The sequence below is a fragment of the Pseudonocardia sp. Cha107L01 genome, assembly GCF_052566575.1.
In genome coordinates this window covers 4,335,708-4,355,854 of record NZ_CP199579.1, presented here as the reverse complement: position 1 = coordinate 4,355,854, position 20,147 = coordinate 4,335,708, and the positions used below count along the sequence as shown (strand labels likewise).

General features: G+C 70.5%; 23 protein-coding genes. 12 read left to right on the top strand and 11 right to left on the bottom strand.

The features are described 5' to 3' along the window. Window positions 1–120: 120 nt before the first annotated feature. Genes ACTXG6_RS20520 through ACTXG6_RS20505 form a run of 4 tightly spaced genes read right to left on the bottom strand, consistent with a single transcriptional unit; the run spans window position 121 to window position 3,995 of the window. A complete protein-coding gene (locus tag ACTXG6_RS20520; protein ID WP_445189408.1) occupies window positions 121–516 on the bottom strand; it encodes a nuclear transport factor 2 family protein in 396 nt (131 codons plus the stop codon). 38 nt (window positions 517–554) lie between these two features. Next, window positions 555–1,469 (bottom strand): PfkB family carbohydrate kinase, encoded by a 915-nt coding sequence (locus ACTXG6_RS20515; protein ID WP_445190058.1) that lies wholly within the window; start codon window positions 1,467–1,469, stop codon window positions 555–557. A 35-nt stretch (window positions 1,470–1,504) separates the two neighbouring features. Further along, window positions 1,505–2,974, bottom strand: coding sequence for a purine-cytosine permease family protein (locus tag ACTXG6_RS20510; protein WP_445189407.1), 1,470 nt, complete (start codon window positions 2,972–2,974; stop codon window positions 1,505–1,507). Continuing rightward, entirely contained in the window at window positions 2,955–3,995 is a 1,041-nt protein-coding gene (locus ACTXG6_RS20505) for an ADP-ribosylglycohydrolase family protein (RefSeq protein ID WP_445189406.1), read from the bottom strand. Before ACTXG6_RS20505 ends, ACTXG6_RS20510 begins: the two co-directional genes overlap by 20 nt. Before the next feature lie 173 nt (window positions 3,996–4,168). Here ACTXG6_RS20505 and ACTXG6_RS20500 point away from each other — a divergent pair, with 173 nt between their 5' ends. The 5 genes from ACTXG6_RS20500 to ACTXG6_RS20480 all read left to right on the top strand — a co-directional run bounded on the left by ACTXG6_RS20500 (window position 4,169) and on the right by ACTXG6_RS20480 (window position 7,950). Next, window positions 4,169–5,659: a purine-cytosine permease family protein gene (locus ACTXG6_RS20500; RefSeq protein ID WP_445189405.1), complete on the top strand. Its 1,491-nt coding sequence runs from the start codon at window positions 4,169–4,171 to the stop codon at window positions 5,657–5,659. Further along, window positions 5,656–6,249, top strand: coding sequence for a cysteine hydrolase family protein (locus ACTXG6_RS20495; RefSeq protein ID WP_445189404.1), 594 nt, complete (start codon window positions 5,656–5,658; stop codon window positions 6,247–6,249). Before ACTXG6_RS20500 ends, ACTXG6_RS20495 begins: the two co-directional genes overlap by 4 nt. Then, window positions 6,246–6,971, top strand: coding sequence for a GntR family transcriptional regulator (locus ACTXG6_RS20490; RefSeq protein WP_445189403.1), 726 nt, complete (start codon window positions 6,246–6,248; stop codon window positions 6,969–6,971). Before ACTXG6_RS20495 ends, ACTXG6_RS20490 begins: the two co-directional genes overlap by 4 nt. A 12-nt stretch (window positions 6,972–6,983) precedes the next feature. After that, the gene (locus ACTXG6_RS20485) at window positions 6,984–7,535 is read left to right on the top strand and encodes a hypothetical protein (RefSeq protein ID WP_445189402.1); all 552 of its coding nucleotides are present in this window, start codon (window positions 6,984–6,986) and stop codon (window positions 7,533–7,535) included. 133 nt (window positions 7,536–7,668) lie between these two features. Further along, window positions 7,669–7,950: a hypothetical protein gene (locus ACTXG6_RS20480; RefSeq protein ID WP_445189401.1), complete on the top strand. Its 282-nt coding sequence runs from the start codon at window positions 7,669–7,671 to the stop codon at window positions 7,948–7,950. 22 nt (window positions 7,951–7,972) lie between these two features. Here ACTXG6_RS20480 and ACTXG6_RS20475 read toward each other — a convergent pair whose 3' ends face one another. Next, entirely contained in the window at window positions 7,973–9,043 is a 1,071-nt protein-coding gene (locus ACTXG6_RS20475) for an RNA polymerase sigma factor (protein ID WP_445189400.1), read from the bottom strand. A 245-nt stretch (window positions 9,044–9,288) separates the two neighbouring features. On the opposite strand from ACTXG6_RS20475, the gene ACTXG6_RS20470 reads away from it, so the two are divergent. Next, window positions 9,289–9,492, top strand: coding sequence for a dienelactone hydrolase family protein (locus ACTXG6_RS20470; RefSeq protein WP_445189399.1), 204 nt, complete (start codon window positions 9,289–9,291; stop codon window positions 9,490–9,492). Between the two features lie 5 nt (window positions 9,493–9,497). Here ACTXG6_RS20470 and ACTXG6_RS20465 read toward each other — a convergent pair whose 3' ends face one another. Both ACTXG6_RS20465 and ACTXG6_RS20460 read right to left on the bottom strand, forming a co-directional pair. After that, on the bottom strand, window positions 9,498–9,731 hold the full coding sequence (locus ACTXG6_RS20465; protein ID WP_445189398.1) for an enoyl-CoA hydratase/isomerase family protein: 234 nt from the start codon (window positions 9,729–9,731) through the stop codon (window positions 9,498–9,500). Then, complete coding sequence (locus ACTXG6_RS20460; protein ID WP_445189397.1) at window positions 9,695–10,318, bottom strand: enoyl-CoA hydratase/isomerase family protein; 624 nt, start codon at window positions 10,316–10,318, stop codon at window positions 9,695–9,697. Before ACTXG6_RS20460 ends, ACTXG6_RS20465 begins: the two co-directional genes overlap by 37 nt. Before the next feature lie 179 nt (window positions 10,319–10,497). On the opposite strand from ACTXG6_RS20460, the gene ACTXG6_RS20455 reads away from it, so the two are divergent. Together ACTXG6_RS20455 and ACTXG6_RS20450 are read left to right on the top strand one after the other, a co-directional pair. After that, a complete protein-coding gene (locus ACTXG6_RS20455) occupies window positions 10,498–11,808 on the top strand; it encodes a protein kinase domain-containing protein (RefSeq protein ID WP_445189396.1) in 1,311 nt (436 codons plus the stop codon). A 413-nt stretch (window positions 11,809–12,221) separates the two neighbouring features. After that, complete coding sequence (locus ACTXG6_RS20450; protein WP_445189395.1) at window positions 12,222–12,878, top strand: thermonuclease family protein; 657 nt, start codon at window positions 12,222–12,224, stop codon at window positions 12,876–12,878. A 4-nt stretch (window positions 12,879–12,882) separates the two neighbouring features. Here the strand turns inward: ACTXG6_RS20450 and ACTXG6_RS20445 are convergent, their stop codons facing one another. After that, on the bottom strand, window positions 12,883–13,479 hold the full coding sequence (locus tag ACTXG6_RS20445) for a TetR/AcrR family transcriptional regulator (RefSeq protein ID WP_445189394.1): 597 nt from the start codon (window positions 13,477–13,479) through the stop codon (window positions 12,883–12,885). Window positions 13,480–13,970: 491 nt separating this feature from the next. On the opposite strand from ACTXG6_RS20445, the gene ACTXG6_RS20440 reads away from it, so the two are divergent. Continuing rightward, window positions 13,971–14,318, top strand: coding sequence for a nuclear transport factor 2 family protein (locus tag ACTXG6_RS20440; RefSeq protein WP_445189393.1), 348 nt, complete (start codon window positions 13,971–13,973; stop codon window positions 14,316–14,318). A gap of 23 nt (window positions 14,319–14,341) precedes the next feature. On the opposite strand, the gene ACTXG6_RS20435 is transcribed toward ACTXG6_RS20440, so the two are convergent. Both ACTXG6_RS20435 and ACTXG6_RS20430 read right to left on the bottom strand, forming a co-directional pair. After that, window positions 14,342–15,193 carry a ZIP family metal transporter gene (locus ACTXG6_RS20435; RefSeq protein WP_445189392.1) on the bottom strand — a complete coding sequence of 284 codons (852 nt, stop codon included), beginning with the start codon at window positions 15,191–15,193 and terminating at the stop codon, window positions 14,342–14,344. Window positions 15,194–15,382: 189 nt separating this feature from the next. Then, window positions 15,383–16,126: a dienelactone hydrolase family protein gene (locus ACTXG6_RS20430; RefSeq protein WP_445189391.1), complete on the bottom strand. Its 744-nt coding sequence runs from the start codon at window positions 16,124–16,126 to the stop codon at window positions 15,383–15,385. 99 nt (window positions 16,127–16,225) lie between these two features. Between ACTXG6_RS20430 and ACTXG6_RS20425 the strand changes: the two genes are divergently transcribed. Further along, window positions 16,226–16,999 carry a glycoside hydrolase family 16 protein gene (locus ACTXG6_RS20425; protein ID WP_445189390.1) on the top strand — a complete coding sequence of 258 codons (774 nt, stop codon included), beginning with the start codon at window positions 16,226–16,228 and terminating at the stop codon, window positions 16,997–16,999. Window positions 17,000–17,241: 242 nt separating this feature from the next. On the opposite strand, the gene ACTXG6_RS20420 is transcribed toward ACTXG6_RS20425, so the two are convergent. Next, window positions 17,242–17,862 (bottom strand): LysE family translocator, encoded by a 621-nt coding sequence (locus tag ACTXG6_RS20420; RefSeq protein WP_445189389.1) that lies wholly within the window; start codon window positions 17,860–17,862, stop codon window positions 17,242–17,244. Between the two features lie 120 nt (window positions 17,863–17,982). On the opposite strand from ACTXG6_RS20420, the gene ACTXG6_RS20415 reads away from it, so the two are divergent. Continuing rightward, the gene (locus ACTXG6_RS20415) at window positions 17,983–18,435 is read left to right on the top strand and encodes an Lrp/AsnC family transcriptional regulator (protein ID WP_445189388.1); all 453 of its coding nucleotides are present in this window, start codon (window positions 17,983–17,985) and stop codon (window positions 18,433–18,435) included. Between the two features lie 135 nt (window positions 18,436–18,570). Further along, window positions 18,571–20,139 carry an MFS transporter gene (locus ACTXG6_RS20410; RefSeq protein WP_445189387.1) on the top strand — a complete coding sequence of 523 codons (1,569 nt, stop codon included), beginning with the start codon at window positions 18,571–18,573 and terminating at the stop codon, window positions 20,137–20,139. The last annotated feature ends 8 nt before the right edge of the window (window positions 20,140–20,147 follow it).

The window sequence follows — 20,147 nt, the reverse complement described above, 5'->3', positions numbered from 1 at the left end:
ACACACGTTCCAACCTGTGTGCGGCGGCACGGCGCTGTGTGCCGTCGGCCTGGCGCTGCCGCCTGGCGCTGCCGCCTGGCGTTGTGTGCCGTCGGCGCGCCGCGCGCGGACCAGGCTGGCTCAGGCCTCGCCGGCGCCGGTCGGGTTGTGGTCGCCGGTCCGGTAGGTGCCGTGGCCCTGTACCACCAGCGAGCCGTCGAAGATCAGCACTTCGCTGACCAGGTTGCCCTTCTGATTGCGGTAGTTGATGACCAGCGAGTTGACGCCGAGGTAGCTGGCCACCACCTCGAAGTGCAGGTCGGGGATCAGCTCGAGTGCACTCGACCAGTAGTCGCGCAGCGCGGCCTTGCCCCGGACGACCCCGTCGCCGCCACCGAGTACCTGGATCGCGGCCGGCGAGGAGAACGTGACGTCCTCGGTGAAGTGCCCGAGCAGGGCATCCAGGTCATGGGCGTTCCAGTGGGCCACCCACCGCTCGACGAAGGCCTTCGCCTCGACCGCATCCATGCCGGCCATGATGACAGGGGCGACCGGATGACAGGGGCGACCGGCGTTCAACGACGAGATTGGCCAGCGAGCAGCTCGTCGACCTCGGCGCGGGTGGGCGCGGTCGCCGGCCCGGGCCGGGTCACCGCGAGCGCGGCGGCGGCGTTCGCCCGCACTGCGGCGGCCGGCAGCTCAGCGCCGCGCAGCAGCTCCGCCGCGAGCACCCCGCAGTGCGCGTCGCCGGCACCGTTGGTGTCCACCGCGGTCACCGCCAGCCCGGGGATGAGCTCCTGGTGACCGTGCCGGCTCAGCCAGCAGCCGGCCGCCCCGTCGCGCACCAGCACGGCGCTGCCCGGCCGGGCCCGCTCGGCCAGTACCGCGCACCCGGCGGCCGGCTCGGCCCGCCCGGACAGCAGCCGGGCCTCGCGGGCGTTGCAGCTCAGCACGTCGACCCGCTCGATCAGCCGGGCCCAGGCGGCCGGGGCGATCGCGGCGGCCAGCGGCCCGGGGTCGGCCAGCACCAATGGCCCACCAGGCCCGGCCGATCCGGGCAGCAGAGCCAACCAGTCCAGCAGTACGTCCCGCTTCGCCTCGGTCATCAGGCTGTACCCGCTGACGTAGACGATGTCGGCACCGGTAACCAGCTCACCGGCGAGTGCGACCGGGTCGACGGCGGACTCGGCGCCGACGGCGGTGACGAACGTGCGCTCCCCCGAGTCGTCCACCATGGCCACCGACACGCCGGTGTCCACGCCGACCGAGGCGGCGAAGGCGACCTCGACACCCTCGGCGGCCAGCGCGGCCCGCGCCAGGTCACCGAACGCACCGTCGCCGTGCCCGCCGGCGTAGCGCACCCGCGCCCCGGCGCGCGCGGCCGCCGCCATCACGTTGAACCCGCCGCCGGGCATCAGGCTGCTCGCCGTGGCGAACACGTCCCCACCCAGCGGCGGCAACCCCGGTACCCGCATCACCAGGTCCAGCATCACCTGCCCGGTGTGCAGCAGCCGCCCGGCGCCGCTCACCGCCGCGCCGCCGCCGCCGAGCCGACCCGGGTGCCACCCAGCGCGGCGTACCCGCCGGCCGCGATCACGAAGGTCACCACCCAGCCGAGCCCGTTGTGGCCGAACCAGGTGTCGGCCAGCGGACCGGTGAACCAGGCGCCGTCCGACGGGCCGGCGGTGGTGAACAGGTAGCCGACCACGATCGCCACCGCCCAGGCCACCACGGCGGACGGTCGGACACCGCCCCGGTACCAGTAGCCGCTGCTCCGGCCGGTGTCCATCAGCGCGTCCGGGTCGTAGGTCCGGCGGCGCAGCATGTCGCAGGTGAACACGCCGACCCAGGCGGTGATCGGTACCGCGAGCAGGCTGATGAACGCGATGAACGGGGTGTAGAAGCCGTCCGCGACCAGGATGAAGTAGATGGAGCCGACGAAGGTGACCACCACGTCGAGGACCACCGCGTACACCCGGCGGACCCGGATGCCCAGCGTCAGCGTGGTGAGCCCGGCGGAGTAGACGGACAGGTGGTTGGACAGCAGCAGCCCGCCGAACGCGGCGAGCAGGTACGGCACCGCCATCCAGCCGGGCAGCATGGCGCGGATCGCGGCGACCGGGTCACCGGCGGCGGCCAGTGACGGGTCGCCGGCGGCGAGCATGCTGCCCAGTGAGATCAGCAGCACCAAGGGGATGCCCGCACCGGCGGCGGCGGAGAGCACCAGCGAGCCGGCCCGGACCGACGGCGCCTGGTAGCGCGCGATGTCGGCGGAGGCGTTCGCCCAGCCGATCCCGGTGCCGGCCGCGATCACCCCGACGCCGGCGATCATGGCGCCCACCGGGGCCGGGTGCGCGGCCGCCACCGAGGACCACGAGATGGTGGCCACCAGGAAGCCGCCGACGAGCAGGTTGAGCGCGCCGAACACCCAGGTCGCCCAACGCTGCACCGCCACCAGGACGGCGTGCCCGAGCCCGGAGACCGCCACCGTGCAGAGCTCGAACACCACGATGCAGACCACCGTCAGCACCGGGTGCTGCTTCGCCGTCGGTGAGGTGCCGAACAGGATGGTGGCCAGCGAGAGCAACGCGAACGCCGCGGTCGTGGTGTTCACCGTCTCCCAGCCCAGCCGGGAGATCAGCGACACCGCCGTCGGCCCGATGTTGCCGCGCGCGCCGAACACCGCGCGGGACAGGGTCAGGCCGGGCGCCCCGCCCCGGCGCCCGGCGATGGACACCGCGCCGACGATGGCGAACGAGCCCACCGAGCCGACCGCCGCGACCAGCACCGCCTGCCACACCGTCAGCCCCTGCACCGCCACCAGGGTGGCGCCCAGCGGCAACCCCAGGATGCTGATGTTGGCCGCGAACCACACCCAGAACAGCTGGCCCGGGCGCCCGGCGCGCTCGGCGGCCGGGACCGGCTCGATGCCCCGGGTCTCCATCGCGCCGGCCGCGCGGGCGGCGACCCCGGTCTCAGTGCTCGTGGTGGCCATGACGCCCTCCGCTGTGGTGCGTGGTCCGGAGCTTGAGCAGCCCGTCGACGACGGGTGCCAGATCGAGGCTGTTGACCTGGCACACCCGCGCCAGCAGGTCGGCCGGCAACCCCGCCATCCCGTGCCGGGCGCCCAGGATCGCGCCGCAGATGGCGGCCATCGTGTCGGTGTCGCCGCCCAGCCCGGCCGCGGTGCGCAGTGCCTCCGCCGGGTCCGCGCCGAGCCCCTCGGCCAGCGCGAATGCCGCGACGACCGACTCCTGCGAGGCCACCGAGGTCCCGATCACGTCGGCCACCGCGTCGGCGAGCCGCGCCCGGGACATCCCCCGCACCCAGCGCCGGGCCCACCGGATGCGCGCCGCGATCGACCCCCCGGCGGTCCAGTGCCCCAGCCGGCCGCCGGCCTCGGCGGCCCGCTCGGCCTCGTCCAGTGCATCGGGCAGGTCCGCGCCGCCGACCCCGGCGGACACCGCCGCCGCCACCGCCGCCGCGGCCGCGAGGCCGAGACCGGTGTTGTGGGTGACCCGGCTGGCCTGCACGACCAGGTCCAACAGCCCGGCCGGGTCGGTGGCCGGTACCGCGATGCCGACCGGGGCGATTCGCATCGCGGCGCCGTTTGTGGTGCCGTCCCGCCCGGCCTGCTCCGGCGACTCGCCGGCCCGAAGCCTCTCGATGGCCCGCTTTGTGGACGGCCCGAGCAGGTCGACCGAACCGCGCCGGACCATGTCCTCCTCCCACAGCTCCAGCGCCTCGGCGAACATCATCGGGTCGACCCGGCCCGCCCCTTCGATCAGCAGCTGGGCCAGCAGCAGGGCCTGCTCGGTGTCGTCGGTGATCGACCCGGCCGGGTGTCCCGGCGCGATCGGCTGGTCCGGCGCGCCGTCGAGCAACGTGATGATCGGCCCGTAGCGGGCCGCGATCAGTTCCCTGGACATGGACTGGGTCGGCATGCCCAGCGCGTCGCCGAGCGCCAGACCGGACAGCGCGCCGAGTGCCCGGTCCTGGGTGTCCGCTCCGGACATCACCACTCCTTCGCATCCTCGATGTGGCGGGGCTCACGGTCGTCCGTTAGACGGTAGTTTGAGTACTGATGATTTGTCTAGCCCTGTCGTATGCGCCGATCAGCGGCATTGACACGACGATTCGGCGTCCCTAATTTGAACAGGTCTGAACAGGTGTAACGGCAGGAGCCGGTATGACCTCGACCACATCAGCCTCCAGTAACCCGCCCAACGCGCCGAAGACCGGGATCAGTATCGAGGTCAACGGTCTCGACACGATCGGCGAGGACGAGCGCCGGGGCACGCCGCGTGGCCTGTTCTGGCCGTGGTTCGGCGCGAACGTCTCGGTGCTCGGGCTCAGCTACGGATCGTTCCTGCTCGGCTTCGGAATCTCGTTCTGGCAGGCAGTCGTGGTGGGCTGCGTCGGGATCGTGGCGTCGTTCCTGCTCTGCGGGGTGATCTCGCTCGCCGGCAAGCGTGGCTCGGCACCCACCATGGTGCTCAGCCGGGCGATCTTCGGCATCACCGGCAACCGGCTGCCGTCGGTACTGTCCTGGCTGCTCACCGTCGGTTGGGAGACCGTGCTGGTCTCGCTCGCCGTGCTGGCCACCGCCACCGTCTTCACCCGGCTCGGCTGGGAGGGCGGGGTGGCCACCAAGCTCGTCGCGCTGATCGTCGTGGTGGCGCTGACCGTGCTCGCCGGGATCGTCGGGTTCACCCTGATCATGCGGTTGCAGGTGGTCATCACGGTAATCACCGGAGTGCTGACGGTGGTGTACTTCGCGCTGGTGCTCGGCCACGTCGACACCGCCGCGATCGCGGCACTGCCCAGCGGGTCCATCCCGGCCGTGGTCGGCGGGCTGGTCTTCATGATGACCGGGTTCGGCCTCGGCTGGGTCAACGCGGCCGCCGACTACTCGCGCTACCTGCCCCGCACGGCCGGCAGCGGCGCGGTGATCGGCTGGACGGTGTTCGGCTCCTCGCTGGCGCCGGTGCTGCTGCTGGTCTTCGGCCTGCTGCTCGCCGGCTCGTCCGGGCAGCTGAGCAAGGACATCGCGGCGGACCCGGTCGGCGCACTGACCACGCTGCTGCCGACCTGGTTCCTGGTGCCGTTCGTGCTGGTGGCGGTGCTCGGGCTGGTCGGCGGCGCGGTGCTGGACATCTACTCCTCGGGGCTGGCGCTGCTCAGCTCCGGACTGCGGGCGCCGCGCGCCGTGGCGGCCGGCATCGACGGGGTGCTGATGACCGCCGGGGCGATCTACGTGGTATTCCTGGCCAGCGACTTCCTCGGGCCGTTCCAGGGCTTCCTGATCACCCTCGGGGTACCGATCGCGGCCTGGTGCGGCATCTTCGTCGCCGACGTGCTGCTGCGTCGGGCCGACTACTCCGAGCGCGACCTCTACGACCCGGACGGCCGCTACGGCAACATCCGGTGGCTGCCCATCGCGCTGGTTGCCATCGGCACCGCCGCCGGGTGGGGCCTGGTCACGAACACCTACGCACCCTGGCTGGCCTGGCAGGGCTACCTGCTCGGCGCCGTCGGCCTCGGCGGGCGGGACGGTTCCTGGGCCGCGGCCAACCTGGGCGTGCTGGCCGCGCTGCTGGTGGGCTTCGCCGGCACCTGGGCGTTCGGCCGTTCCGCCGTACGCGCCCAGGAGGCCGAACCAGCGCGAGCCGGCGCATGAGCGGGAGCACGGGACCGCGCGCCGGCGGCAGTGCCGAACCGGCCTGGCTGGTCGTGGTGGACATGCAGGTGATCTTCGCCCGGCCGGGCAGCCCGTGGCGCACGCCCGGTTTCGCCGATGCCGCCGCCGGGATCAGCCGGCTGCTGCCCGCGTTCGGCGACCGGGTCGTGTACACCCGGTTCGTCGCGCCGGAGAAGCCCACCGGCGCCTGGGTCGACTACTACCGGGACTGGCCGTTCGCCCTGGTCCCGCCGGACTCCCCGGACTACGACCTGGTGCCTGAACTGCCCGCCGCCGGCCACCCGGTCGTCAGTGAGACCACCTTCGGCAAGTGGGGTCCGGCGCTGACCGAGGCGGTCCGTGGCGGCACCGAACTGGTGCTCACCGGGGTGTCCACGGACTGCTGCGTGCTCTCCACCGCGCTCGGCGCCGCGGACGCCGGGGTGCACGCCAGGGTCGTCTCCGACGCCTGCGCCGGGCTCAGCGAGGCCGACCACCGGCGCGCGCTCGACACCATGGCGCTGTACCAACCGTTCCTCGAGGTCGTCACGGTGTCCGACGTGCTGGGCGAGTCGGTGACCGGCCGATGACACTGCCCGAGCGCGAGGTCGCCCAGCTCAAGCACGAGCGCATCGCCCAGGTGCTGGAGCGGGAGATCCGGCGCGGTCGGCTCAGCTACGGCGAGCGACTGCCCGGGGAGAGCGCCCTGGCCCAGCGGTTCTCGGTGAGCCGCAACACGGTGCGCGCCGCACTCTCCGAGCTTGGCGACGCCGGCCTGATCACCACCCGCTCCGGCAAGGGCTCGTTCGTCACGTTCGACGGGCAGCTGCTCGACGACCGGAAGGGCTGGGCGCAGGCCCTGCGCGACAGCGGCGCCGAACTGACGGTGACCGTCGTGTGCTGCGCCGTGGTCCGTGACCTCGGGCTCGCGAAACGGCTTGGCGTGCCCGACCCCGAGTTCGTCGCGATCGACCGGGTGCGGGCGCAGCCGGGCGGCCTCGCGGTCTCCTACGAGTGCAGCCGGGTGCCGCTCACACCCGCGACCAGCGCCATCCCGGAGCGGGGTCTGCTCGACGGCTCGCTCACCCGGACGCTCACCGAGGCCGGCCTGGTGGTGGCCAGGGCCGAGCAGTGGGTGTCCGGGCGGCGGCCGACCGAGCGGGAGGCGACGGTCATGGGCCGGGACTGGGCAAACTGGTTCCTCGCTGTCCGGCGCACCAACTGGACCGAGGACGACGAGCTCGTCGAGTACGTGGAGAGCCTGCTGGACCCGGCCCACTTCCAGCTGCGCCAGACCTTCGACGTGCCCTAGTAACGTAGCCACGTGAAGCTCTCCGGGCGGTTGCGCCGCCGTGCCGTCTCGGGAGCGCTGCTGGGGACGGTCCTGCTCGCGGCCGCCGGTTGCGGCTCCACCGCCCTGGAGCGGGCGCACGCGCGCGGCCAGCTGAGCATCTGGCTCACCGGCTACTCCTGGCAGGACAACACACCGCCCGGCTCCGCGATCGTGAGCCATCCGGTGCTGCACCGGGAGGCCGGCGGCACCGGCACCTTCGCCGACCCGATCACCGTTGCGGTCTCCGGCCACGACGCCACCATGGCCTGGCCGGCGGGCACCAGGTTCTACCTGCCCAGCGTCAAGCGCTACGTGATCGTCGAGGACTCCGGCGCCAGCAAGGCCCCGTCCGGCGCCGACGGCCACCTCGACATGTGGATCGACGGCCAGGGCGGTACCAAGACCGACACCGACGACTGCATGGACCAGATGACCAGTGAGCACGCACCGGCGGTCATCAACCCACCGGTCGGCCTGCCGGTTCTCGCCGGCCCGATCTACGCGCACAACACCTGCAACATCCCGCCCAACGCCGACTTCTAGGAGCCCCGGCGAGCTGGTGTGCATCGATGCACCGGCTGCGTAGCATGATGCAGTCCCGGCTCAGTGAGCACTTCTCCGATGTGCCGAACCGGGAGTGTCATGTTCTCGTCGGCGCCGCCGACGAAGTCAGGTCGTGAGCATTGTGACCTCATCCCGACCCGGACTCGAGCTCGCCGAAGCCTTCGCACTGTTCGACCGGCCACGGCTCGTCAACTGCGACTCGACGTCTCGCATCGCGCAGCTCGAGGCCCGCCAGGCTCTGTACGACTACGTCGACGAGCTCTGGAAGGACATCGACCGCGCCGGCGAACACCCCTCGGTCGGCGAGAAGTACCAGGCCATCACGAGCCTGCGGGAGCTCGCCCAGGTACTGCGCAGCACCGCCTTCGAGTCCGTCTACGGATCGGCGGGCTGACCGGCCCGGTAGGCGGCCGCGTCTAGTCGAGGTAGTCGCGCAGCGCCTGGCAGCGGGACGGGTGGCGCAGCTTCGACATCGCCTTGGACTCGATCTGCCGGATCCGCTCCCTGGTGACCCCGTAGACCTGACCGATCTCGTCCAGGGTGCGCTGGCGGCCGTCGGTGAGCCCGAAACGCAGCCGGACGATGCCGGCCTCCCGGTCGGACAGGGTGGACAGCACGGACTGCAGCTGGCTCTGCAGCAGCGTGAACGACACCGCGTCCACCGCCGACACGGCCTGACCGTCCTCGATGAAGTCCCCGAGCTGGCTGTCGCTCTCGTCGCCAATGGTCTGATCCAGCGAGATCGGCTCCCGCGCGTACTGGCGGACCTCGAGCACCTTCTCCGGCGTGATGTCCAGTTCCCGGCCGAGCTCCTCGAGGGTGGGCTCGCGGCCGAGGTCGCGTAGCAGGTCGCGCTGGATCCGGCTGAGCTTGTTGATGATCTCGACCATGTGCACCGGGATGCGGATGGTGCGGGCCTGGTCGGCCATCGCCCGGGTGACGGCCTGGCGGATCCACCAGGTCGCGTAGGTGGAGAACTTGTAGCCCTTGGTGTAGTCGAACTTCTCCACCGCGCGGATCAGGCCCAGGTTGCCCTCCTGGATCAGGTCCAGGAAGGCCATGCCGCGACCGGTGTAGCGCTTGGCCAGCGACACCACCAACCGCAGGTTCGCCTCGAGCAGGTGGCTCCGCGCGCGCTCACCGTCGCGGACGATCCAGGTCAGGTCGCGGCGCAGCTGCGCCGAGGCCAGCTCGTTGTCCACGACCGTCGAACGCATCCGCTCGGCCGCGTAGAGGCCGGCCTCGATGCGCTTCGCAAGATCGACCTCTTGTTGGGCGTCGAGCAGCGCGACCTTGCCGATCTGCTTCAGGTAGGCCCGGACCGAGTCGGCGGACAGGGTGAGCTCGGCGTCCTTGCGGGCCTGGTTCAACGCCTCGGACTCGTCCTCGTCCCAGACGATCGCGACGGGAGACGGGGTGACGTCTGTGCTGGGTGCCGTGGTGGGCACAGCGTCGGCGGGGCTACGCGCGAGGGTTACTGCTCGCATGTCAGTTCTCCTATCCGCTGGGCCGACTGGCTGCCCGGGTGGATATAAGTCAAGAACGACGCAGGCTCGAACGCCCGCGCGCGACATGCTCCCGACGGGAGTGAACACTACGCCAACGAGACCCCGATCGAGGGTACGAATGGTCAAGTCGGTACTTGATCACCAGTTTTGGGTGGGCGGATCGACGGCTGCCGAGGCACCGAAGGCCCGGCCCCGACCGCAAGCCGACTGCAAGCACGCGGGACATGCGTGCGGCGGGCGTCGACTGGCGGATGAACCTCTACGGTCGGGCCGCGCACAGCTTCACCCATCCCAGGGCCGGGGATCCCGAGCTGCGCACCCTGCCGGGCATCGAGTACCACCGGGCCTCGGACGAGCGGTCCTGGCGGGCCATGCTCGACCTCTTCGACGAGGTGTTCAACGAGCGGCCACAGGTACCCGGTTCGTAAGCCGGTCAGGGGCGGGGCTCGGTGACCTGCTCCAACCAGTCACGGCGCCGATGCTCCGGCTGTTGGAGGTAGGCGGCCATGCGCTCCCTCGCGGCGTCGGAAAGCATGGTCTCCAGGAAGTACCCGCTCTCGATCGCCAGCCCGGTGGTCAGGTTCGTGTCCAGACCCCGGTACATCGCGGACTTGATGGCGGCGATCGAGGTCAGCGGCAGCGCGGCGATTTCGGTGGCGATCCGCACGGCGCGGGCGACCGAGTCGTCGGCGACCTCGTGAACCAGTCGAGGCTCAGCGCTTCGTCGGGAGTGACCATCCGGGCGCGCAGCACGAACTCCAGCGCCCGCGCGGGCCCGATCAGCCGGGGCAGCCGCTGGGTGCCGCCGCCACCGGGCATGATGCCCAGCCGGGCCTCGGGCAGCCCATAGCGGTGGTCGCCCGACTGGCCGACCCGGATGTCGCAGGCCAGTGACAGCTCGAAACCGCCGCCCATCGTGTCGCCGTTCATCGCCACGACCACTGCCTGGGGCAGCACCGTCAGTCGCTCGAGCAAGGCGTGGAAGCCCCGGCTCGGCGCCGCGCCGCCGCGCGCGGACTCCGGGGTCGACGCGATCTCGGCAAGGGTCTCGACACTGAAATGGGTGATGAAACCGGATGACCGGCCATCGCCGCGGAGCACGATCGCGCGGAGTGACAGGTCCGCGTGCCAGGCGCTGATCAGCGCATCCAGCTCCCCGGCCGCCTCGAGGGTGAAGTAGTTCATCGAGGGGTTCGAGTAGGACGCGATGACAACGGAACCGCTCGAGACCGCCGCCAGGGACCAGAGCGCCATTGCTGTCTTCCTCTCCGTTGAGGTTGTCCGTCATATGGTCGCCTCGGACTCCGGTGACCCGCCAACCCGGGTCGGCTTGGGTCCGCCGGAGCGCGGCTCCTCGCCTCGGGCGGGCGCGGTGCGCCCGGCCGGTTCAGCTACGGTGGCCGGCCAGAACCCAGTTGAGGAGCGGTGCCCACGTGAGTGACGACTGGCCCGGGCGACGCGGCTGGCCGGACCAGCCCAGTCGCGACCAGGACGCCGGCGACCTGGAGCGCACCCGGGTCCTGGGGCCTCCCCAACGGTTCACCGAACGGATGCCCCCCGAGGGCGAGCAGGTGCTGGCCGGGCGGTACCGGCTGGAACAGCCGCAGGGCGCCGCGGCGGGGATCGGGTTCCATCAGGCGACCGACCAACGCGACGGCCGCCCCGTCGGCGTCACCCTGTTCACCGGTCGGCTGGACGAGGCCGGCGCCCGCCGCTTCCTAGAACAGGCCCGCCCGCTGACCGCGGTGCACCACCCGGGCCTGGTCGCCGTCCTCGACGTCGGGGTCGAGCGGGGCCAGGGCTACCTGGTGCGCGAACGGGTCGACGGGCACACCCTGCGGGCCGAACTGAGCCGGGGACCGCTACCCGCCGAGGAGGTGGCCCGCATCGGCGCCCAGGCGGCCGCCGCGCTCGCCGAGGCTCACGACCACGGACTGTCGCACCTGGACGTCTCCCCGGACACCGTCGTGCTGGGCCGTGACGGGCGGACCCGGGTGGCCGATCTGGGAGTCCGAACTCTTGCCGCGACAGCCGGGATCATGGGCGCCCCCACCGGGGGAACCGAGGTCTACTGGTCGCCGGAGCAGCTGCGTCGGGAGCCGATCGGGCCGCCGACCGACGTGTACGCCCTCGGCCTGACCCTGCTGGAGGCACTCACCGGCCGGCCGGCGTACCCCGGCGGTCGGGAAGCGGCCGGCGCCCGGCTGACCCGTCCGCCGACGGTGCCCAACAACGTGCCGGCGCCGCTGGCCCGAGCACTGCTGGCCATGACCGCCATCGCGGCGGCCGACCGCGGCTCGGCGCGGCAGTCCGCCTCGATGCTCAACTCCGCCGCCGGCTCCTCCTACGCCGCGATCCCGGAGGAGCCCGCCGCCACCAGCCCGGCACGGCGGGTGGCACTGATCGCCCTGCCGGTCCTCGTGCTGTTGATGCTCGTCGCGGGACTGGTGGCCTTCACCGGCGGCAACAACACCTCCGGCGGTTCGAGCACGTCCGGAGGCACCGCCAGCCCGGCGTCGACACACTCACCCCGCGCCACCCGCACCAGGACACCGGCCGCGGAGTCGACCAGCGAACCGAGCGCCTCCTCGGAACCGAGCTTTAACCTGCCCGAGCTGCCCAAGGCCTCCGACGTCGAGCGCGCGGTCACCGACAAGGTCAAGGAACAGGCCAAGCGCACGTTGACCGAGAAGGCCCAGGACGTCTGGAAGTCCTTCACCGACTGGCTGTCCGGCCTGTTCTGAACCCCGGCAAACGGGTGACGTAGGTAACAGGTTGCTCCACCTGCGCGAAGTGGTGTACATCACCGAGCAAACGGAGCAACGATGACCGCCACCCAGCCCATACGCATCGGCTCGCGGGCACGCATCCGGGCCGGGGTTATCACGCTCGGTGTGTTCGGCTTGGTGACCATCCTGTCGGAAAGCGGGCACCGATCTTCAGCGAGTACGACTATCAGAGCGGGCCCGTACTGCTGCGGATCTCCCATCTGCTCACGCCCCAACAGGCAGCCGAGTACGAGGCCGCACTGCCGGGCGCAACCAGCCCCGACGCGGCTCGAGCCACAGCGCCGATCCCCTCCGTCGTCGCGCCGATTCCCACGCTCACCGAGCCTGCCCGCCCCACACTCGAGGTGCCCCGAGCTGACCCGTCGACCGTGTCGGTAGCCGCCGTGCATGACGCGGCCACCGTCGTGCTCACCGACGGAACCCGGCTGCGCCAGGTCGGCATCTCGGCGCCCACCGCGGACCCCTGCCGGGTCAAACAGGCCACCGCCACCACCGATACCGAGGTGCGCCGCGCCCCGCTCACCTACCAGTTGCTCGGCCAGTCCGACCTGTACGGCAACCAGTGGGCGTACCTGCAGGTCGGCTCCGCGGACCTCGGGGAAAAGTTGGCGAGCCTGGGGTGGGTGTGGGCCTACCCAGACTCCCCCGCACCACCGTCGTACAACCAGCGGATCGCCACCCAGGTCGACGTCGCGCGTGCCTCCAAGGTCGGCCTGTTCGGGTCGGCGTGTCCCGAATCCGCCATGCCGCCAGCACCCGCGCAGTCCGTAACGGCGGTCAGAACCATCGACGATGGCACCTACGTGGTGGGAGTCGACATCGAACCCGGGAACTACCGCACCAGCGGGCCCGCCCAGGACAGCCCTATCAAGATGTGCTCCTGGACCAGGCGCAAGGACACCTCCGGGGAAGCCCAGTCGGTCATCGCCATGAACATCAGTCAGGGGCCGACAACGGTGACGATCAAACCGTCGGACGGCGCGTTCGAGTCACGTGGGTGCAATCCCTGGACAAAACTCAACTGACCGCTCAGGACGGCGAGTACAAGCCGGTCCCGATCATCGAGAATCCCTCGTCGACGAGGTCTTTCAGCGCGCGGCCGGTGTGGTGGTGCACATGGAACGCGGCCACATAAATAGAGGTTGCGGCGCGGGCCGCGAGCTGGACACCGAGGTCATGGTCGGGGTCGACACCCTTCTCGGCGGCAAGCGCGGCCGCCATCGCGCCCTCCATCTGCGCGGATAGCTGACCGAAGCGGTCACGCAAGGCCGGCTCCTCGAGCCAACCGCCGATGCTCGCGTCCTGAACCTCCTCGCTCAGCTCCGCGAGCTTATGCAGGGCGACCACAATCCCGAGATGAATCTGATCCCATCGAGTGAGCCCGGGGACCGGCTCGCTGATGAATTTCTGGAATTCCTCGTTGACTTCGCGCGCGCCAAGGAAGAGGACGTCTTCCTTGGTGCCGAAGTAGCGGAAGAAAGTGCTGGCCGACGACCCCGCGACCTTGGCTATCTCCTCGACGGTGGTCGACTCGAACCCCTTCTCCCGGAACAGCTTGATGGCAGCCGTGGCCAGCGCGATTCGCGTGCGGTTCTTGTTGTATTCCCGACCGTGGTTCGGTTGCACGAGGCAGGACTCTACCTGCGCAACCGGGACCGACCGGGCTCACTGTTGACACCGACTGCACAGTGACGCCAATCAGTTGTGACAGTAACTGTCAAAAATTATGGTTGGCACTACCACGGTGAAGTACCCGCACCGCCGCGGCGCGGTCCCGGTACGGACGGGAGCTCCATCATGAACCGCTTGAAGGGCAAAGTTGCGCTGGTCACCGGCGCAACGCGGGGGTCGGCGGATGCCGAAGCGTCTTTCGGCTCGGCCTGACCGACCACGTCAACACATCCACTCCCCTAATGCATCACTCTGCACGGCGGCGCCGGCTACGCGATCGAGACCGGATGGAGGGCCTGCACCGGGACGCGGTCGGCGGCCTCATCATCGAATGCACCACCGACATGCACCATTCGACAGTCAGTTATCTCCTCGGGTTCCCGGACGCCGCAATCGGTGCCTTCTGACCTGTTCACCACCCGATGAAATACGAAAGGCAGAATCGCATGTCGTTCAGCAATCCGGAGGACTTCAAGGCCCTGAGCCGTTCTTCCGCGTCATCGAGCAGGGCCTCGACGGCCTGGATGTACCGCGGCCACGGCGACAGTTTCTACCTGGACAGCTGCGGCGACCTGGCCGCTTATCACGACCGGGAGGCCTCTGTCGTCGTCCTTGAGTACTCCTCACACGGCCGCGCCGTCGCAACGCAGGCCAGGTACGAGAACCAGTACATCTCGGTGATCACGATCAGGGACCGCGCGATCACCCACTGGCGGGACTACCTGAACCCGCTGACCGTGCTTGCCGCTCTGGCCGCCGACCCGCCGGCAGCGACGATCAACGGGCCGGCTTAGCGGCGAGTACGACCCGCTTGAACTCAGGCCCCGGCCGCGGTGACCACCATGTCGGTGGCGAACCCGGCGAGCAGACCGACGAGCACCCCCCAGTACAACCGGGTCCGAAGTGGCGAGCGCAGCGCGATCCCGACGAGCTGGATGACCACGTACAGGATCGAGCCCCCCGCCAGCGTGAGGAACAGGATACTCACCGCATCGCTGCTGAACTGGTGCCCGAGCACCGTCCCGAGAACGGTGGGCCCGCCGCCGATCAGGCCCAACCCGAGCAGCAGTGGCCATCCCGGACGTTCGGCTTCGGCGGCCATCGGTGCAACGATGCCGAAGCCCTCCGTGGCGTTGTGCAGTGCGAACCCGACGACAAGAAGGGTGGCCAGCGCAATCTCACCGCGTGCCGCGCTGCCGCCGATCGCCAGACCCTCACCGAAGTTGTGCAGCCCGATTCCCACCGCGATCAGCAACGCGAGCCGGCGGGCGCCGGTCCAACTCGAGCCCCGTCGACGGGACAGCTCGCCGGCGGCCATCGCGCCCGGACCCGTCGACCTGGGTTCGCCGCGCTGGCGCAGGTCGAGCCAGTGCTCATAGCCGGCCAGACCCATCAGCCCCGCCCCGAGCCCCACGACGAACAGGGTGCCGTACCCGAGGACCGGAGCCAGGCCGGCGGCGCCGTCGTGCAGGGCGCTCAGCGCGTTGTCGATCGGCTCCCAGGCGTGGGTGAGCACATCCCAGAGCAGGAACGTCAGGATTCCGATCGCGGTGGCGTTGAGGAACAACCGCAAGCCGACGGCCGGAGTGCGTAGCCGTCCCAGCGGCATGCCCAACAGGATCGTCGCCCCCGCGATGACCCCGAGCAGCAGTGTGTGCATCTCGCCCATGCGCGTCGCCTCCTGGCAAGCACGCCGCGCAAGCGAGGGCATGCTTCCCAAAGTTAGGGAACCCGGTCCTACTATAGGTAGCATTCCTACGTGTAGGAGCACAACAGTCACCGAGCGCCTGAGGACCCTGCCGCGCACAACAACCTGGGCGCCCGACAACCCTGGGCACGCAGCGGCGGATGTCCAGCGTCAGCTGTGGAGGTTGCCACCGTAGAGGTCGGTCAGGGCAGCCCAGTGGCGCTCGTCAGCGGCGGAGTCGTAGGTCGGGTTGTCCGGCACCGCGAACCCGTGCGCGGCGGGATAAGTGTTGACGGTGTGCCGTACTCCGGCGGTCTTCAGGGCCAGTTCCAGCCGCTCATGCTGGTCGGGTGGGAACGAGCTGTCGTTCTCCGCCACCGCCACGTAGACCGCGGCACGGATCCGGTCGGCCAGCAGATACGGGCTGTCGGGGTCGTCCTCGGCGGCGAGCCGCCCACCGTGGAACGACGCGGCGGCGGCGATCCGGTCCGGGTGGTGTCCGGCCGCGATCAGCGACATCCGGCCGCCCATGCAGTACCCGGTCGTCCCCACACCTGCCCCGGACACCTCCGAGCGGCCCGCAAGGAACCCGAGGAACGCACCCGCGTCGCGGACGATCATCGCCCCGGTCACGCTCGTGGCCAGTGCGGTCAGCCGCTCCCTCTCAGCCGGGTCGCTGAACACTGTGGCGAGATCGAAGGGGGCGTACCCGCCACTCCGGTAGTACACGTCGGGAAGCAGTACCGCATAGCCGAGCCCGGCGAGCCGGTCCGCCATGGCACTGAACGTCTCCCGGACCCCGCCGGCGTCGGGGTAGAGAATCACCGCCGGCCGGCTGCCACCCCCCGATGCCGTGTGCAGTGTGGCGGCGCAGGTGCCATCCTCGGTCGCGACGGTGACATCCGTTCGTAACATGCGGGGCTCCTGGCGTCGGGGACTGGTGGCTTCTGTCCTACTGCACGCCGGCCCCGTCGTCCCACCCGTTCCACCACCGGCGCAACGTTAGGATCGAGCATGCTCGCGTCACCCCTCGAGCTCGAGGAGCGCTTCACCGGCGACACACTCGATCCCGACGTCTGGTTCCCGTACTACCTTCCGCACTGGAGCTCGCGCGCCCGGTCCGCCGCGACCTATTCCCTGCGGGACGGCGAGCTGCGGCTGAGCGTGCCCGTCGACCAGCCGTTGTGGTGCGCCGATCTGCACGACGAGCCGTTGCGCGTCTCGTGCATCCAGAGCGGGAGCTTTGCCGGTCCGCTGGGCAGCACGGTCGGGCAGCAACCGTTCCGGGACGGGCTCCAGGTCCGCGAGGAGCAGCCGACGGCATGGGGCTACACCCCGCTCTACGGGCGCATCGAGGTGCGGATGCGCGGCGTCGTCACGGCGCGGTCCATGTTCGCGTTCTGGATGTCGGGCATCGAGGACCGCCCCGAGCACTCCGGCGAGATCTGCGTGGCGGAGGTGTTCGGCGACGCGGTCCGGGGCGGGTCCGCCGACGTCGGCATCGGGCTGCACCGGTTCCGCGACCCCGCGCTGGTGGAGGAGTTCTCCGCCGGCCCGCTCGCTATCGATGTCACCGAGTTCCACACGTACGGCGTCGACTGGCGGCCGGGGTCGCTCGCGTTCACCGTCGACGGTGAGGTTGTCCGCCACCTCGACCAGGCGCCCGACTACCCGATGCAGCTCATGATCGGGGTGTTCGACTTTCCAGCCAAGGCCGCGGCCGACGACGTGGCGGTGCCGGTCCCCCAGCTGGTCGTCTCCCATGCTCGCGGACAGCGGCTGACCTGAGCGCGCCGACCAGCGCCCACGCACACCCGGTTCGTCCACCGCACACCCGCTGCAGTGGATGTACGGCGTACCAAGAGGGTGTGCGGCTCGAGCGAGGAGGTCAGCGGCGACCACGCTGCCGACTCCGGTCGAGCCCCTGGAGATCCCCAATCGGACGGTGGCCGATGAGGGCAATGCCACCAGTTCGGAGCCCAACGCGATCCGCGCCGAACCCTGCCTCCGTCATGGCTGGGCGATGCCGATCACGCCAGGAAGTGCTCGGCCAGGAGAGCTGCACCGATGATGACCATGCAGAGTCCGGACCCTCGCGAGACAGCGCGGGCGGTGCCCGGTCTGGAGTGCAGGACGCGATGGGCGGAGGCGCCGACGATCAGATAGACCGCCGCGCAGGTCAGGGTGAAGATCAGGCCGAGCGCAGCCAGCTGACCCGCGATCGGCCAGGCCGCCGCCGGGGTGGTGAACTGGGGCAGCATCGCGACGAAGACGAGCAGACCCTTCGGGTTCAGTCCACTCACCCCGATGCCCTGGGCGATGGTCAACGCGGGTGTACGCGGAGCCTGGCCGGAGTCCTGGACGCCGGGTGACTCCGCGGGATGCACCAGGGCGGCGACGCCGAGCCAGATCAGGTACCCGCCCCCGACGACGGTCAGCGCGGTCAGCGCGACAGGGCTGGAGGCGACGAGCACCCCGACGCCGGCGGCGACCACGATCGTCATGGCGAGGTAGCCGACCACGATCCCGGTGGCCGCCGGGACGGCGTGACCACGCAGGCCCGCACTGATCGCGAACGCCCAGTCCGGGCCGGGCACGATGATGAGCAGGGCGGCGACGGCCCAGAAGCCGAGCAGCGCGCTGATGGGCACGAGGTCACACTCCCTGCCGCGGACTCCGAAAGTGACGTTGCAGGCACGATATGTGCGATCCGCCGGCAGGTGCTTCCAACTATTACCCCAGGACGGGCTCGGAGTGGAAAGATCGGCCACATGGACGCGATCGACCGGAAGATTCTTGCTGTGCTGCAGGCAGAAGGGCGACTGACACTCACCGAGCTTGCGACCCGGGTGAAGCTGAGCACGTCGCCGTGCCACCGCCGGCTGCGAGAGCTCGAACGCACCGGCGCGATCCGCGGCTATCGCGCCGTCGTGGATCCGGTTGCGCTCGGCCTGACGTTCGAGGCACTGGTGTTCGTCACGATGCTCCAGGAGGACTGGGAGACTCTCCAGGCCTTCGAGGAAGCCGTGACTCAAGTTCCCAATGTTCTGCTGGCGCAGCGGCTGTTCGGCGATCCCGACTACCTGCTGCGGATCGTGACAGCGGACCTCGCCGCATACCAGCAGCTCCAGGACAACACGCTGTCCAGGCTGCCGGGGGTGGCCAGGATGAACTCGACCCTGGTCATGAAACAGGTCGTCGACAACCGTCCACTCCCGGCCTGAGGGGCGGTTCCCGGGCCAGCCGGGCTGACCAAGGCATTTGCAGCTGGTAGGTACCACCGGTGCCCGGCTGACCGCCAAGACAGTTGGGCGTTGTCCTGAACGACATCAGCCCGCCGCACGACGAGTGTCGTGGTCATGGATGTCCCACCCGACGAGCTCACCACGGAGCCCGTCCAGCCCGCTGGGTCGCCGGCGGCCCTGCCCACAGAGCCCCGGTCCGCGCCGCGGCCCACGGCGGCGCACCGGGGGCATCACGGGTTGGGCCTGGTGCTCATCCTGGTGGCGAACTTCATGGTCGTCCTGGACTTCAGCATCGTCAATGTGGCATTGCCATCCATCCAGCACGAGTTCGGGTTTCCGCCATCGACGGTGCAATGGGTGGTTACCGGGTACGCAATCACCTTCGGCGGGCTGCTCATCCTCGGCGGGCGCGCCGCCGACCTGTTCGGTCGCCGCCGCATGTTCATCACCGGGCTGGTGGTCTTCACGGCCGCCTCGCTCGCCGGCGGCCTGGCACACGATCCCCTGTTGCTGGTGACCTCGCGGGTCGTGCAGGGTATCGGGGCAGCGCTGGTGGCTCCCGCCGCGCTGTCTTTGATCACCACGGGTTTCGCCGAAGGTCCCGAGCGGACGCGCGCTCTGGGTATGTACGGCGCGACGGCCTCGATCGGGTTCGTGTCCGGCCTGGTCCTGGGCGGAGTACTGGTGGAGTTCTCCAGCTGGCGCAGCGTCTTCCTGGTGAACGTGCCGGTCGGCGTGGCCGCGGTTCTGCTGGCGCCGATGCTGCTGCGCGAATCGCGCCGGTCGCCCGGGCCCGGGCGCCCGCGCCTGGATGCCCCCGGCGCGCTGCTCATCACGATCGCGGTCGCCGCGGTGGTGTTCGCCGTGTCACAGGCCAATGACGCGGACTGGTTGTCCCCCGCTGTGGTCGCCGCGCTGCTGCTGGCCGTGTCCGCGACCGTTGCGTTCGCTTTCGTGGAGAAACGTCAACCGGACCCGCTGATCCGCGCGAACCTCCTGCGGCTGGCAAACCTGCGCACCGGGAGCACGCTCACCCTGCTGCTGGGCGTGTGGAACGGCGGCGAGATGCTGGTTTTGTCGATCTACTTCCAACAGGTGCTGCACGACTCGCCGCTGCTGACGGGGCTGGCCATGGCCCCCCAGGGCGTGGTCGGTTTCGCTGCCGGTGCGTTCGGCGCTCGGCTGGCAACGCGTCTCGGGATGCGGCGGTGGCTGGTGCTGGCCAGCGTTGTGGCCACGCTCGGCTTCCTGATCCTGATGCGCCTGCCCGCCGGCGGCACCTACAGCCCAGTGCTCGCGGCGGTGACGCTTGTCGGCTTCGGGACCTCCGGTATCGCATTCGGGGCGATGGTGACTGCCAGCAGCGGGGTGCCGAACGACGACCAGGGCCTGGTCGGCGGAATGATCAACACCAGCCGGCAGATCGGGGCGGCGGTCGGGGCGGCGCTGCTTCCCGCCGTGGCCGTGGTGGCCAACGGTGGCGACGTGGCCGGCGCCGTCGGCGACCGCGCCGCCATGCTGGCCGGCGCTCTGGCGGCCGCTGTGGCCACGGTCGTCGCTGTCGCGCACGCTCGCCGCCCGGCGCGCGGCGGACTTCACACCCACCGACGGCGGGCCCGACACCGCGTTCAGGCTCCGCCGCCGCAGAGCCGTCACCGCCGGCACGCGGGACCGTCTCAGTGAGCTGCTGT

What these genes read in the sequence shown, in the direction of transcription:
- ACTXG6_RS20520 (WP_445189408.1), bottom strand. Translation starts at nt 516, where the DNA reads ATGGCCGGCATGGATGCGGTCGAGGCGAAGGCCTTCGTCGAGCGGTGG.
- ACTXG6_RS20515 (WP_445190058.1), bottom strand. Translation starts at nt 1,469, where the DNA reads ATGCTGGACCTGGTGATGCGGGTACCGGGGTTGCCGCCGCTGGGTGGG.
- ACTXG6_RS20510 (WP_445189407.1), bottom strand. Translation starts at nt 2,974, where the DNA reads ATGGCCACCACGAGCACTGAGACCGGGGTCGCCGCCCGCGCGGCCGGC.
- ACTXG6_RS20505 (WP_445189406.1), bottom strand. Translation starts at nt 3,995, where the DNA reads ATGTCCGGAGCGGACACCCAGGACCGGGCACTCGGCGCGCTGTCCGGT.
- ACTXG6_RS20500 (WP_445189405.1), top strand. Translation starts at nt 4,169, where the DNA reads ATGACCTCGACCACATCAGCCTCCAGTAACCCGCCCAACGCGCCGAAG.
- ACTXG6_RS20495 (WP_445189404.1), top strand. Translation starts at nt 5,656, where the DNA reads ATGAGCGGGAGCACGGGACCGCGCGCCGGCGGCAGTGCCGAACCGGCC.
- ACTXG6_RS20490 (WP_445189403.1), top strand. Translation starts at nt 6,246, where the DNA reads ATGACACTGCCCGAGCGCGAGGTCGCCCAGCTCAAGCACGAGCGCATC.
- ACTXG6_RS20475 (WP_445189400.1), bottom strand. Translation starts at nt 9,043, where the DNA reads ATGCGAGCAGTAACCCTCGCGCGTAGCCCCGCCGACGCTGTGCCCACC.
- ACTXG6_RS20470 (WP_445189399.1), top strand. Translation starts at nt 9,289, where the DNA reads ATGCGTGCGGCGGGCGTCGACTGGCGGATGAACCTCTACGGTCGGGCC.
- ACTXG6_RS20460 (WP_445189397.1), bottom strand. Translation starts at nt 10,318, where the DNA reads ATGGCGCTCTGGTCCCTGGCGGCGGTCTCGAGCGGTTCCGTTGTCATC.
- ACTXG6_RS20440 (WP_445189393.1), top strand. Translation starts at nt 13,971, where the DNA reads ATGTCGTTCAGCAATCCGGAGGACTTCAAGGCCCTGAGCCGTTCTTCC.
- ACTXG6_RS20435 (WP_445189392.1), bottom strand. Translation starts at nt 15,193, where the DNA reads ATGGGCGAGATGCACACACTGCTGCTCGGGGTCATCGCGGGGGCGACG.
- ACTXG6_RS20430 (WP_445189391.1), bottom strand. Translation starts at nt 16,126, where the DNA reads ATGTTACGAACGGATGTCACCGTCGCGACCGAGGATGGCACCTGCGCC.
- ACTXG6_RS20425 (WP_445189390.1), top strand. Translation starts at nt 16,226, where the DNA reads ATGCTCGCGTCACCCCTCGAGCTCGAGGAGCGCTTCACCGGCGACACA.
- ACTXG6_RS20415 (WP_445189388.1), top strand. Translation starts at nt 17,983, where the DNA reads ATGGACGCGATCGACCGGAAGATTCTTGCTGTGCTGCAGGCAGAAGGG.
- ACTXG6_RS20410 (WP_445189387.1), top strand. Translation starts at nt 18,571, where the DNA reads ATGGATGTCCCACCCGACGAGCTCACCACGGAGCCCGTCCAGCCCGCT.